At 64.0% G+C, this 13,032-nt stretch carries 10 protein-coding genes; 2 read left to right on the top strand and 8 right to left on the bottom strand.

All coding sequences use genetic code 11. The features are described from left to right. The first annotated feature begins 16 nt into the window (after positions 1–16). The gene (locus OO258_RS10490; protein WP_266030265.1) at positions 17–3,163 is read left to right on the top strand and encodes a CusA/CzcA family heavy metal efflux RND transporter; all 3,147 of its coding nucleotides are present in this window, start codon (positions 17–19) and stop codon (positions 3,161–3,163) included. A gap of 32 nt (positions 3,164–3,195) precedes the next feature. Here OO258_RS10490 and OO258_RS10485 read toward each other — a convergent pair whose 3' ends face one another. The 6 genes from OO258_RS10485 to OO258_RS10460 form a co-directional block, all read right to left on the bottom strand. Further along, complete coding sequence (locus OO258_RS10485) at positions 3,196–4,533, bottom strand: MFS transporter (protein WP_110745082.1); 1,338 nt, start codon at positions 4,531–4,533, stop codon at positions 3,196–3,198. Between the two features lie 211 nt (positions 4,534–4,744). Further along, positions 4,745–6,895: a TonB-dependent receptor gene (locus OO258_RS10480; RefSeq protein WP_266030263.1), complete on the bottom strand. Its 2,151-nt coding sequence runs from the start codon at positions 6,893–6,895 to the stop codon at positions 4,745–4,747. Positions 6,896–6,963: 68 nt separating this feature from the next. Next, positions 6,964–7,374, bottom strand: coding sequence for a DUF2946 family protein (locus OO258_RS10475; RefSeq protein WP_266030262.1), 411 nt, complete (start codon positions 7,372–7,374; stop codon positions 6,964–6,966). Between the two features lie 113 nt (positions 7,375–7,487). Beyond that, entirely contained in the window at positions 7,488–8,264 is a 777-nt protein-coding gene (locus OO258_RS10470; RefSeq protein WP_110748639.1) for a ParA family protein, read from the bottom strand. Between the two features lie 145 nt (positions 8,265–8,409). After that, positions 8,410–9,981, bottom strand: a complete 1,572-nt coding sequence (locus OO258_RS10465; RefSeq protein ID WP_266030261.1) for a sensor domain-containing diguanylate cyclase — start codon at positions 9,979–9,981, stop codon at positions 8,410–8,412. A 53-nt stretch (positions 9,982–10,034) separates the two neighbouring features. Beyond that, positions 10,035–10,514, bottom strand: coding sequence for a hypothetical protein (locus OO258_RS10460; RefSeq protein WP_266030260.1), 480 nt, complete (start codon positions 10,512–10,514; stop codon positions 10,035–10,037). Between the two features lie 131 nt (positions 10,515–10,645). Here OO258_RS10460 and OO258_RS10455 point away from each other — a divergent pair, with 131 nt between their 5' ends. After that, positions 10,646–11,143 carry a GNAT family N-acetyltransferase gene (locus OO258_RS10455; RefSeq protein ID WP_266030259.1) on the top strand — a complete coding sequence of 166 codons (498 nt, stop codon included), beginning with the start codon at positions 10,646–10,648 and terminating at the stop codon, positions 11,141–11,143. 103 nt (positions 11,144–11,246) lie between these two features. On the opposite strand, the gene OO258_RS10450 is transcribed toward OO258_RS10455, so the two are convergent. Next, positions 11,247–12,584, bottom strand: coding sequence for an OprD family porin (locus tag OO258_RS10450; RefSeq protein ID WP_266030258.1), 1,338 nt, complete (start codon positions 12,582–12,584; stop codon positions 11,247–11,249). Continuing rightward, the gene (locus OO258_RS10445) at positions 12,581–13,015 is read right to left on the bottom strand and encodes a pseudoazurin (RefSeq protein ID WP_266030257.1); all 435 of its coding nucleotides are present in this window, start codon (positions 13,013–13,015) and stop codon (positions 12,581–12,583) included. The genes OO258_RS10450 and OO258_RS10445 overlap by 4 nt, the downstream gene beginning before the upstream one ends. Positions 13,016–13,032: the final 17 nt, after the last annotated feature.

Below are 13,032 nucleotides of genomic sequence, written 5' to 3'. Positions count from 1 at the left end.
TTACGGGGACACCTGCATGTTCGAACGCCTGATCCAATTTGCCATCGAGCAGCGCCTGGTGGTGATGCTGGCTGTGGTCCTGATGGCCGCGGTGGGTATTCACAGCTACCAGAAGCTGCCGATCGACGCAGTACCGGACATCACCAACGTCCAGGTACAGATCAACACTGCCGCCCCCGGCTACTCGCCGCTGGAGACCGAGCAGCGCATCACCTTCGCCATCGAAACCGCCATGGCCGGCCTGCCTGGGCTCAAGCAGACCCGCTCGCTGTCACGCTCGGGCCTGTCGCAGGTCACGGTCATTTTCGATGACAGTACCGATATCTTCTTCGCCCGCCAGCTGGTCAACGAGCGCTTGCAAGTGGCCCGCGAGCAGCTGCCCGAGGGCATAGAAGCCGGCATGGGGCCTATTTCAACCGGCCTTGGGGAAATCTTCCTGTGGACGGTGGAAGCCGAGGAGGGCGCTCGCAAGGCGGACGGCACGCCCTATACCCCGACGGACCTGCGGGTGATCCAGGACTGGATCATCAAGCCACAGTTGCGCAATGTGCCGGGGGTGGCCGAGGTAAACAGCATCGGCGGCCATGCCAAGCAGTACCTGATTGCACCGGAGCCCAAGCGCCTGGCGGCCTACAAGCTCACCCTCAACGACCTGATCGCGGCACTGGAGCGCAACAACGCCAACGTTGGCGCCGGCCATATCGAGCGCAATGGCGAGCAATTGCTGATCCGCGCCCCTGGCCAGGTGGCCTCGGCCGATGACATCGCCAACATCGTCATCGCCAGCATCGAGGGCTCGCCGATCCGCGTCAGCCATGTTGCCGAGGTAGGCCTTGGCGAAGAATTGCGCTCGGGCGCGGCCACCGAGAATGGCCGCGAGGTGGTGTTGGGTACGGTGTTCATGCTGATTGGCGAGAACAGCCGTACGGTGTCGCAGGCGGTTGCTGCCAAGCTGGTCGAGATCAACCGCAACCTGCCCAAGGGTGTGGTCGCGGTGACCGTGTATGACCGCACCAACCTGGTGGAAAAAGCCATTGCCACGGTGAAGAAGAACCTGGTCGAAGGCGCGATCCTGGTGATCGCCGTGCTGTTTCTGTTCCTGGGTAACATTCGCGCCGCGTTGATCACTGCCATGGTCATCCCGTTGTCGATGCTGTTCACCTTCACCGGCATGTTCAGCAACAAGGTCAGTGCCAACCTGATGAGCCTGGGCGCGCTGGACTTCGGCATCATCGTCGACGGTGCGGTGGTGATCGTGGAAAACGCCATCCGCCGCCTCGCCCATGCCCAGCAACGTCACGGCCGCATGCTGACCCGCGTCGAGCGTTTCCATGAGGTGTTCGCCGCTGCCCGCGAAGCGCGCCGGCCGCTGATCTACGGACAATTGATCATCATGGTGGTGTACCTGCCGATCTTTGCCCTGACCGGCGTCGAGGGCAAGATGTTCCACCCCATGGCGTTCACCGTGGTCATGGCGTTGCTCGGTGCGATGATCCTTTCGGTTACCTTCGTGCCGGCAGCGATTGCCCTGTTCGTCACCGGCAAGGTCAAGGAAGAAGAAGGGCTGCTGATGCGCACGGCGCGCCAGCGCTATGCCCCGGTTTTGGCCTGGGTGCTGAGCCGGCGCAAGCTGGCGTTCGCGGGTGCAGCCGGGCTGGTGCTGTTGTCGGGGGTGATGGCCGGCCGCATGGGCAGCGAATTCATCCCCAGCCTCAGCGAGGGCGACTTTGCCCTGCAGGCCCTGCGGGTGCCGGGCACCAGCCTGTCCCAGTCGGTGGACATGCAACAGCGTCTGGAACGGTCGATCATTGCCCAGGTACCGGAAGTGGAGCGGGTGTTTGCGCGTACTGGTACTGCCGAGATTGCCTCCGACCCGATGCCGCCCAATATCTCCGATGCCTACGTGATGCTGCGTCCGCGCGAGCAATGGGTAGACCCGGGCAAACCAAGGGAGGCGCTGATCGCCGAGGTGCAACGTGCTGCGGCCAGCGTGCCGGGCAGCAACTACGAGCTGTCGCAGCCGATCCAGCTGCGCTTCAACGAGCTGATTTCCGGGGTGCGCAGCGATGTGGCGGTGAAGTTGTTCGGTGACGACATGGAGGTACTCAACCGTACTGCCGCGCAGATCGCCAGCAGCTTGCAGAACGTACCAGGTGCGTCCGAGGTAAAAGTGGAGCAGACCACCGGCCTGCCGGTGCTGACCATCGACATCGACCGCGACAAGGCTGCCCGCCATGGCCTGAACGTGGGCGATGTGCAGGATGCCATCGCCATCGCCGTGGGTGGCCGCAAGGCCGGGACGTTATATGAGGGCGACCGCCGTTTCGACATGGTGGTGCGCCTGTCGGAAACTTTACGCACCGACGTCGACGGGCTGGCCAGCCTGTTGATTCCGGTACCGGCCAGTGCTGCGGTGGGGGGTGGGCAAATCGGCTTCATCCCGTTGTCGCAGGTTGCCACGCTGAACCTGCAACTGGGGCCGAACCAGGTCAGCCGGGAGGATGGCAAGCGGGTGGTGGTGGTCAGTGCCAACGTGCGTGGGCGTGACCTGGGTTCGTTCGTCGAAGAGGCCGAACAGACCCTGCTTGGCCAGGTGCAAATCCCGCCGGGTTACTGGACACGTTGGGGTGGCCAGTTCGAGCAACTGCAGTCGGCGGCCGAACGCTTGCAAGTGGTGGTACCGGTAGCCTTGTTGTTGGTCATGGCGCTGCTGCTGATGATGTTCAACAACCTCAGGGATGGCCTGCTGGTGTTTACCGGCATTCCGTTTGCCCTGACCGGCGGGGTGCTGGCGCTATGGTTGCGGGACATTCCGTTGTCCATTTCTGCCGGCGTCGGGTTCATTGCCCTGTCGGGTGTGGCGGTGCTCAACGGTTTGGTGATGATTGCCTTTATCCGCGGCCTGCGCGAGCAAGGGCGGCCACTGCGCGCGGCGGTGGAAGAGGGGGCGCTGACCCGTTTGCGGCCCGTGCTGATGACCGCGCTGGTGGCGTCGCTGGGGTTCATTCCGATGGCCCTGGCGACCGGGACCGGCGCTGAAGTGCAGCGGCCACTGGCAACGGTCGTGATTGGCGGGATTCTGTCTTCCACTGCGCTGACCTTGCTGGTGTTGCCGGCGTTGTATCAGTGGGCGTATCGCCGCGAAGAGGTGCAGGAGGGCTGAAATCATTGGGGCCGCACAGCGGCCCCAAACGCTCAAACGGTACCCTGCGCTCCTGGCCGCATACCGTCCACCCCGGGTTCATCATGCAACGAAATCCGTGATGTCTCTGGCAACGCCAACCCACCGACCAGCGCCACCAGCGCAATCGCCACCAGGTAGAACGCCGGTGCCAGGCTGCTGCCGGTCTGCCCGATCAGCCAGGTTGCCACCAGCGGCGCGGTACCACCGAACAGGGTATAGGCCACGTTGTAGGTAATCGCCGAGGCGGTGTAGCGGGTGCGGGTAGGGAAGCTCTCCGAAAGCAAGGCTGCCGTCACCACGCCACTGCACAGCGCACCTACCGCCAGCAGAATCACCCCCAGCAGCGCCCCCGAGATCGACCCCGAACTGGCCAGCCAGTAGGCCGGGAACACGCACAGCATGACCCACAGGCAGGTAAAACCGATAGTCTTGCGCCGCCCGACGCGGTCCGAGAATGCGCCGGCCAGCGGGCAGCCAACGGCGGCGAACAGCAGGGCCACGGTGGTGACCAGCAGCGACTGTGCCCGGCTCAGGTTGCCGACCAGTTGCAGGTAGGTGGCGAAGTAGGTGGTGAACATGTAGAACGACAGCGCCGTCAGCGAAATGAACGCCCCCAGGTTGCGAATCGCCCGGCCATGATGGCGCAGGGTTTCCTTGAGCGGCGAATGTTCATGCTCCTTGCCTTGGGCTACCGCTTCACGGAACGCCGGGGTTTCCTCCATGCGCCAACGCAAGTACAGGCCAACCAGGCCCAGCGGCGCGGCAATCAGGAACGGAATACGCCAGCCCCAGGCATTCATCGCCTCGCTCGACAGGCTGGCTTCCAGGCCATAGGCGATCACCGCTGCACAGGCAAATGCGGAAAAGGTCGATACCGGCACGAAGCTGCCATAAAAGGCGCGCTTGTCGTTGGGCGCGTGCTCCATCAGGTAGGCGCAGGCCCCGGCATACTCGCCACCTGCAGAAAAGCCCTGCAGGCAGCGCGCCAGGGTCAGCAACGCCGGGGCGGCGAGGCCGATGCTGGCGTAGGTCGGCAGCAGGCCGATCAAGGTAGTTGAGCCGGCCATCAGCAGGATGGTCAGCGACAGGATGCGCTTGCGCCCCAGGCGGTCGCCGAGGGCGCCGAACACGATGCCCCCCAACGGGCGCAGGGCAAAGGCCACGGCGAATACGGCAAAGGTCTTGAGCAAGGCCACGCTGGCGTCTTCACTGGCAAAGAACTGGCTGGCGATCAGCGTGGCGAGAAAGCCGTAGACGGCGAAGTCGAACCATTCGACGAAGTTGCCGATGGCCGACGCGGCGATCACCCTGCGCAGGGTGGCGGGGGATACCTCGTGAGGTGCGGACATGCGTGTGCTCTCCGGTTCCATTGGCAGGCATGATGAAAGTGGCGCGGTCAGGCCGCGCCATCATTGTTGTGCTAGCCAGTAGATTACCGGGCGCTGCAAAGCGCTTTGTCGAGGACGACCTCGGGATACCTGAATAAGCCGCCGCAGCGGTTTACGCCGGCCGACTCCAACGGGTCGGCGTGGCGAGCAGGCGCCGCGCAGGCGGGGAGGTTCAGAAACGCATATCCAGCGCCAGCTCGAAGGTGCGCGGAGGCCCCATGTAGTACTGGCTGTTGTACGCCTGTTTGGCGTACAACGCGTCGGTCAGGTTGCGGACCCGCCCGGTCAGCGTGGTGTGCGCATCCAGCCGATAGCGGGCGAACGCGCCGAACAGCGTATACGCCGGGGCCTTCAGGCTGTTGGCGTTATCGGCGTACACCGAGCCTACGTAGCGCCCGTCTGCCCCTACTGACCAGGCCGATGACAGGCTGTAGGTCAGCCACAGGTTGGCGACGTTGGCCGGCACGTTCACTGGCGCATTGCCCTTGCGCGACACCGACACGCCGTTGACCGCCTCATTGAACTCATCGTACTGCGCATCGACATAGGCGTAGTTGGCCTCGGCCAGCAACGTTGGCGTGACCTGCAAGCGCCCGGACACCTCGACCCCGCGCGAGGTCTGTTGCCCGGCCTGCACCGTGAGGTTGGCGTCGTTGGCGTCGCGCACGGCAAAGTCCTTGCGCACGATCTGGTAAAGCGCCAGCGTGGCCGCGCCACGGCCGTCGAGGAAGTCGAACTTGCTGCCCACTTCCCATTGCTCGCCCTTGGACAGGTCGAACAGCCCGACGTTGGAGTAGGTTGCGGCCGCCAACGAACCGGCTGGCAGGTCGGCGGAGGTGCTGTACTGGGCGTAGAGGCTGGCCGAAGGTGTCAGCGCGTAGGTCAGGCCGACGCGCCCGGACAGCGGTTCCCAGCGCCGTTCGAAATACGCCGGCGAAGTGGGCGTCACTGCACCGTAGTTGGTCACTTCCATGTTCAGGTAGTCGTACCGCAGGGCAGTCAGCAGGGCCAGACGTTCGGTCAATTGCAGACGGTTTTCGGCAAACACTGCACGGTTGCTCACTTCGTGACGGCGCTGCTTGGTCAGGCCAGCGTTTACACCTGGTATGTCATCGAAGCTACCGGGGTCGAAGTGCTCGGCATCGACCACATCGGTCCAGCTGCCCGAGGTGGGGGAGAGGGTCTGGCGCATGCGCGAGTATTCAAGCCCCAGCGACCACTGGCTGGCCAGGCCGAGCAGGTGGTTGTCGTGGCGCAGTTCGATGCGGTCGCCCAGCAGGTTCTGGTCGTGGCGCTGCAGGTACGGGCTGCTGCGCTGAACCTGGCCACCGGGCGTGTAGGCATAGCGTTCCAGATTGCGGTAATCGCGCTGGGCATTGTAGTGGTACAGCGTGTTCTGCACGCTGGTGCTGTCACTGATCTGGTAGTCGAGGATCGACCGCAGCCAGCGCACCCGTTGCTCATACCGACCGTCGCCAACGTTGTAATTTTCAAAGCGGCGACTCTTGTCGATTTTCATCGTACTGCGCCCGGGCAGGATCGGCGACCCCCAATAAGGGCTGTCTTCGCGGTCTTCCTGGTACTCCAGCGACAGCGTGTGGGTCAGGTTGGGCGCGAGGTCGCTGAGCAGCGAGAAGGCCAGGCTGTCGGTGCTGCGCTCGTTACGGTCGACATAGCCATTGCCGTGGCCGCGGCTGAAATCCAGACGCATGAAGTGGCGGGCATCGGCGGGGTTGCTGGCCAGCGCCTGGTTGATGCCGAAGGCCACTTCGCTGTCGTCGAAACTCCCGTAGCGGATACGCCCGTCAAGGGTTTGCTGGTCGCGGCTGGCCAGCTTGGTGATGTAGTTGATCGAGCCACCTACCGCCCCCGCGCCGTGCAGGAATGACGACGGCCCACCGATCAGTTCGACGCGGTCGAGCACCCAGGCATCTACCGGCCGTGTGGCGCTGCTGTAGCCCAGGTTGATGCCGTTGTACAGCTGTGTGACCTGGTTCTGGGTGAAGCCGCGGTACGCGACGAAGCCGCCGAAGCCGGGGTTGGCCGAGGCGTTGACGCCGGTCATGGCGTTGATCACGTCCTGGCTGTCCTTGGCGCCGCGTTCTTCGATGAGGCGGCGGTCCGAGACGCTGACCGAGGCCGGTGTTTCCCGCGCGGTGAGGCCCAGCCGCGAGCCGGTGCGGATCGGCTCGTCCAGTTGCACACCGCTGGGGTTTTCGCGTTCACCGTCGATGGTGGTGGCGCTGAGTTCCACGGCGGCGTTGTCCGCCCAGGCAATGCTGCAGGTGCCCATGAGGAGCACCAGAGAGGTATTGCGAAGCATGTTGGCAAGTCTTCCATGCAAAGATCATGGCTGACGGCGAGCGCGCAGGCAGGCGCGCCCGGCTGAAGTCAGGCGAAATGAAGTGAGGCTGCGTGGAAGACGGCGGGGGAAGCGCGGGGGTTGAGGGCGGGGCGTTGATAGCGCGGCGGTGGTTGTGCCCAGCTGCGGACCACGATTGGCGAAGTGGCAAAGGCTTGCGCCGGGGTGAATGACCAGCCGCCGCTGCTGAGCGGTACGGCCAGGCCGAACGAGGAGCACACCGGGCAGTCGAGCTGGGCCATGTGCTGGTCGCCGCCGGCGCCGTCGAGGTCGATGGCAACGCCATGCTCGCTGTTGATCGAGCAAAAGCCACCTTCCAGGCCGGCCAGGCGCAGGCCGCCCATCTGGCCGTGATGCAGGCCACACAGCAGCAGGCTGAACAGGACGCTGGCGTAAAGCGTCCAGGCCGTCAGCGTGCGGGTGTGCCGGGAAATGTTCATGGCGGCGAATCTACCATTCGGCTGAGGGGCCGGGTAGCCTTTTCGCCGCGGATTTTTCGGCTGCTGTGCAGCCCGCTCGATCGGTCCCGAGGGGGCGCGGTTTCTTGGGGTAATCAGGCAGCGCGCTCGAGCACATCCAGCAAATCGACGAACTCCAACGCCAGTCTGTGCCGCGGGGCCAGGTGCACCAGCGGTACCGAGGCCTGGTGCGACTCACGCATCTTGATCGAGTTGCTCAGGTACACCGGCAACACCGGCAGGCCTTCGCTGCGTAACTGCTCGACCAGGGTATGGTGCAGCGCAGTGCGCCCGGCGAACTGGTTAACCACCACCCCCTCCACTTGCAAGGCCGTGTTGTGGTCCTGACGCAGCTCTTCGACCTCGGCCATGACGCTGTGCAGTGCCTGGCGCGAGAAGCTGTCGCAGTCGAACGGGATCAGCAGGCGCTCCGCTGCCACCAGTGCGCTGAAGGTGTAGAAGTTCAGTGCCGGCGGGGTGTCGATATAGATCCGCTCGTAGTCCTCGCCAAGCTCCACCAGCAGCTTGCGCAGCTTGTTGATCTTGAACTTGCTCTCCAGCTTGCCTTGCAGGTCGCTGAGGTCGGGGCTGGCGGTGACCAGGTGCAGATTGCTGTACCGGGTTTCGGTGATCGCCACGCGGTGCTTCTTGCCGGCAGCGGCGACCGGCGACAAGGTCTGCCGGAAGAAGTCGGCGATGCCGGCGGGAATGGCGTCATTGACCAGGCCGGTCAGGTAATAGGTGGCATTGGCTTGCGGGTCGAGGTCGACCAGTAACGTCCGGTAGCCCTCGGCGGCACTGGCCGCGGCGAGGTTGCAGGCGATGCTGGATTTACCGACGCCACCTTTCTGATTGAAAACCACACGACGCATGAGACGCTCATCCATGAAATGAAAATGTCAGGTTGGGGTCAATCCTATGACTGAAAGGCGACAGTTTTATGACAAGGATTGTTACAACCCACAGTTTCATCTGCGTCTGGACCGGCCCTTTCGGCGGACGGCGGAAACAGGCGGTTCAGGAAGTGACTACCCGATTACGCCCCTCTTGCTTGGCCCGGTAGAGGGCCTGGTCAGCCTTACCCAGTGCCTCCGCCGGCTCGCTCCCGGCCTCGCCATCCCAGTACGCCACCCCCAGCGACAACGTCACCGCGCCCACCGGCTCCACCGGCGTACCCTGCACCGACACCCGGAGGCGCTCGGCCACCACCGCTGCCACTTCCAGGCCGGCCCCTGGCAGCAGCATCAGGAACTCCTCACCCCCGGTACGGCACAGCAGGTCGCCCTCGCGGCAACCACGCCGCATCAACTCCGCCAGCCGGCGCAGCACCTGGTCGCCCACCTCGTGCCCAAAGTTGTCATTGACCCGCTTGAAGTGGTCAATATCCAGCACGATGGCCGAAAACGCCCGCCCTTCGGCTTCCAGTAGCGAGAGGCTGAATTCCAGGCTGCGGCGGTTGCCGAGGCCGGTCAACGGGTCGGTCTGGGCATCACGATTGAGCCGGCCAATACGCTCCTGCAACAAGTTCAGGCCGAACAGCAGCGCGCGTTTGAGTTCTGCCGCCTCGAAGTACCAGGCCCGCACCCGGTGCAGGCGCTCGTCGGTGCCGACCCGGTCCATGGAGCGGGCGCCAGCGGCCAGTTGCCAGAGTGGCCGGGCGATGGTCATCGCCAGCCACCACAGCAGCAGGCTGCCTACCAGTGCCAAGGGCGCGGAAATGCCCACCACATTCAGTATCAGCGAGTTCAGCGGCATTGTGGTCTGCGCCAACGGCTGCTGCGCCACCACGCCCCAGCCGGCACTGGGGACAGTGGCGTAGCCCGCAAGTACTTCGACGCCCTGGCTGTTGGTCAGTTGCCGCGTGCCGCTGGTCAATGTCGTCAGCTGGTCGATCAGCGCGTTGCCCTCTACCACCGTACCCACCCGCTGGCTGTTGGGGTGGTACAGCAACCGGCGGTTGCGATCGACCACATACAGGTACGAGCCGTCCTGGTGGAAGTGCTCGCCCAGCAGGCTGTTGAGGATGTTGCGTTCGCGCAGGTACAGGCTGCCGCCGACGTACCCGAGGTAGCGCCCGTTGCTGTCGAAAATCGGGTGAGACAGCACCACTACCAGGTTGTTGGCCGCTGATAGAAAGGGTGTGGAAACCAGCGGGCGGCGTTCCTGCAGTGCCTCTTTGGCGCCGGGCGACTGCATGCGGGTGCCGACCAGGTGGCGAAGCGGGGCAGGGGATATCGCCAGCAGCATGCCGCTGGCGTCGATCACGAATGTGGAATTGAAAGCCATGCCCTGGCCAAGCACGCGGTCGGTCTCGTCCTGCAGCGCAGCGGCGTCGCTCAGTTGCCGGGCTTGAACGCTGGCGCTGTAGGTCAGTTGTTGCAAGGCGCTGGCGATAAAGGTCTCGGTGATGCTGGCCAGCTTGGTCGCATACACCCGGTTGGCCTCCAGGGCGTGGTCGATCAGCAATTGGCGCTGTACCCGGTAGCTGGCGAAATAGCTGGCGCAGAGCATCACCACGGCGGTAAGGGCGCAGAGCACCAGAATGAGTGTACGTAGATCCAGGCGCAATCCGTGCTTGGCGTGTGGCAATCCTGACCTCGGGTGATTGGGTTACGGAATGGGGATGACCTTGCCGGCCACGTTCAGGAGCCTGACTTTTCCAGCGCGTTCAACTCGTCTTCCACCTGCTGCATGCGCTGCTCGACCAGCGCCTGGACCTTCGTGTCGCGGGCGGTCTCGCGCATCAGGCCGGTGAGTTTTTCGCTGAGGCGCTTGCCGGCTTCGGTGTCTTCCAGGGCGCGGGCCTTGGCCGGGTCCTGGGTGGCCGCGACAATGGTGGCGAACTCGGCGTCACTGAAGTTCTTTTCGCTGTACAGGCGGAACAGGTCCTGGCGCTGGTCCTCGACGGTGAGGTGCTTGCGCAGCACATCCTGGATGGTCGCTTGCGATAGCTGCGGGTGCGTGCGCCCGAGCAGCCCGGCCATGCGTTCGATGTTATGCGTGTAGGCATCCTGCAACGGTAACTGGGCAAGGATCTGCTCTTCACGGGAGGGTTTCTGCTCGCAGGCGGTGAGGGCGGCAGTCAGCAACAGTGGCAACAGCAACTTCGGGAGGCAAGGCATGGGGTGGCCTGGTCGGGCAGTGAAGAATGTCGATTATAACGATGTCCGCCTGGTCGCGACGAGCCCTGTGATTTGCCTTGAGCGGCGTGCTGCGGTAGAACCTTGCCCTCCCGACCATTGCCGATAGCCTCATGCCGACCTGGACCCTGCAACCTGTGGCGCGCAGCGCCATTGCCGAAGTGCTGGCGTTTGTCGACAGCGCCCGCCGCCAGCTGTTTCCGATGCTGACGAACGCCCCTGTGCCACGCGACCTGGCGCAATTCGCCGAAACCTATCTGGAGGGCGAGGGCTGCTTCCTGGAGGCCCGCGATAACGGGCGACTGGTGGCGGTGATTGGTTACCTGCCCTATGACCATCGTTTCGCCCAACTTGATTATCACGCCGAGCGGGTTGTCGAAGTGGTGCGCCTGTTCGTGTTGCCGGACTACCGCCGGCATGGCCTGGCGGGCGCGTTGTTCGGTGCACTGCGCGAGCGGGCGGTACAGGCGGGCATTGGCTGCCTGTACCTGCATACCCATCCATTCCTGGCCGGTGCAATTGCATTCTGGGAGCGGCAAGGGTTCGTGGTGGTGGATGTGGAGCAAGATCCGGTCTGGCAGACCACGCACATGCAAATGCGCCTGCGCTGACCTGTGCGAAAGCGCCTACAACGGCGCTTTCGGGGTGATCGACGGGTTCATTTAAAAAACTTCATGGCTTGCTTGTCCTCCCCGGTTCAGGCAACGCGATCTGTCAAAAACCGCCCGAAATCGGCCACTCCACCGCCAGCCGTATCTGGTCACCATCCAGCTCCGCCTGGGCCGTGTTCCCACGGTGCACGTTATGCCGCAGCGAGAACGTGGTGCCCTTGGCCTTGCCGCCCTGTACCACGTAGCGCGCCTCCAGGTCGCGCTCCCAATGCTTGCCACCTTTGCCATAACCCAAGTACGCATACCCGCCATCGGGGTCGACGTGCGTGCCATCGATATCAAACCCGCGCACGTACAACGCCGTCAGGTTCAACCCGGGCACGCCGTAGGCACCCATGTTCAAGTCGTAGCGCGCCTGCCACGACTTTTCGTTTGGCGCGTTGAAGTCCGACATCTGCACCGCATTGGCAATGAAGATCGCCCCCCGCGTCACGTAGTCGAATGGCGTGTTGCCGTCTACTTGCTGCCAGCCCAGGCTGAAGCCGTGTGGCCCTTGGTTGTAGCGCGAGACCAGGCTCCAGGTGGTGTTGTCGATACGCCCGGACAGCGCCTTGCCAGTGTCGGTGGTGCGGTACAGGTTGAGGTCCAGGCTGACGCTGCGGCGGTCATCCAGTGCCTGGCTGAGGGTGCCGCCCAGGTAGTGCTGGTTCCAGCTGTCTGCATAGCGCGAGGTGTACAGGCTGCCGCTGAAGGCAGCGCTGGGGTTCCACACTGCGCCGGCCAGGTCGAAGCTGTTGCCCTGCCGGCCGTTGGAGTAGTTCACCACAAAGCCCTGATCGTGGCTGGAAGCGTTGCGGTCGGTGCTTTCGTTGAAGTGCCCTGCCACCAGCTTGAGGGCGTCGAACGCGTTGCTGGTGAGAAACCAACCGGTGGCGGTCTCGGGCAGCAGGCGGCTGTCTGAAGAGCTGAACACCGGGGTCTTGACCCGCTGCTCACCGTAGGACAGCACGGTATTGGCCATGCGCAGTTTCACTGCCGCGCCCCCACGGCTGTATTCGTTCTTCGGGTGACCGTCGTTGTCGACACCCAGCAAACGCGCCTTGCCGGCGCGCCCTCCGCCGCTGTCGAGTTGCACGCCCAGGTAGGCATGGGCATCGACCCCGACACCAATCAGCCCTTGGGTGAAGCCGGACTGGAAGGTGCCCATCAAGCCATACGCCCATTCCTCGGCTTTGCCATTGCGCGCGTTACGCGGCTTGTAGGCATTGCGCGCAGCACTGTTACGCCCGCCGTGCTTGTAGTCACGCTGGTCGAACACGCTGCGGTTGAGAATGCTCCAGCTGCCATCTTCGATGAAACCGTGGCTTAGCGCTTGGGCGGAGTCGGCCAGGGCGACAGGCGCCAGGCTCAACAGGGGCAGAGCCCACAACACCCGGCTCATTGCCCGGCCTCGAGCTTTTGCAGTTGCAGGGCCAAGCGCGCCTTGGCCCGGGGTGGCAAGCTGGCGGGTATTTGCGCTGCGGGCGCGTCACCCACCCGGATCACCATGACCATGCCCATCGCCAGGTGCGGAATGCACTGGATGCCGTATACGCCTGGCACGCTGAAGGTTTGCTCGAACGGTTGGTTCAGCTTGCTTTTGAACGCTGTGGCCCCGGCAGGTAGCAGGCCTGCCATACTGGCGGCGTTGTGCCCGTTCTGGGTTGGCAGGAAGCGCACGCTGTCACCTGGCGCAATGCGCAGGTGGTCGGGTTCGTAAACCATGGCGCCGTCGCTGCCGCGGTTGAGCATTTTCACTTCATGGACTTCGGCCTGCGCGGCCGGGGCAAGCAGGGCGCTGGCGAGCAGCAGGGCGACAGGGCGCAACAGCATGGGCAGAACTTCCTGGT

This window comes from Pseudomonas sp. DCB_BI (genome assembly GCF_026240995.1).
Taxonomy (GTDB): Bacteria; Pseudomonadota; Gammaproteobacteria; order Pseudomonadales; family Pseudomonadaceae; genus Aquipseudomonas.
Note: the sequence above shows the minus strand (reverse complement) of the source record. Positions and strands in the feature narration are given on the sequence as shown.

Excerpts from the sequence above, each read along its gene's own strand:
- OO258_RS10470 (WP_110748639.1), bottom strand. The coding sequence starts at position 8,264 with ATGCGTCGTGTGGTTTTCAATCAGAAAGGTGGCGTCGGTAAATCCAGC.
- OO258_RS10455 (WP_266030259.1), top strand. The coding sequence starts at position 10,646 with ATGCCGACCTGGACCCTGCAACCTGTGGCGCGCAGCGCCATTGCCGAA.
- OO258_RS10450 (WP_266030258.1), bottom strand. The coding sequence starts at position 12,584 with ATGAGCCGGGTGTTGTGGGCTCTGCCCCTGTTGAGCCTGGCGCCTGTC.
- OO258_RS10445 (WP_266030257.1), bottom strand. The coding sequence starts at position 13,015 with ATGCTGTTGCGCCCTGTCGCCCTGCTGCTCGCCAGCGCCCTGCTTGCC.
- OO258_RS10485 (WP_110745082.1), bottom strand. The coding sequence starts at position 4,533 with ATGTCCGCACCTCACGAGGTATCCCCCGCCACCCTGCGCAGGGTGATC.
- OO258_RS10475 (WP_266030262.1), bottom strand. The coding sequence starts at position 7,374 with ATGAACATTTCCCGGCACACCCGCACGCTGACGGCCTGGACGCTTTAC.
- OO258_RS10490 (WP_266030265.1), top strand. The coding sequence starts at position 17 with ATGTTCGAACGCCTGATCCAATTTGCCATCGAGCAGCGCCTGGTGGTG.
- OO258_RS10460 (WP_266030260.1), bottom strand. The coding sequence starts at position 10,514 with ATGCCTTGCCTCCCGAAGTTGCTGTTGCCACTGTTGCTGACTGCCGCC.
- OO258_RS10480 (WP_266030263.1), bottom strand. The coding sequence starts at position 6,895 with ATGCTTCGCAATACCTCTCTGGTGCTCCTCATGGGCACCTGCAGCATT.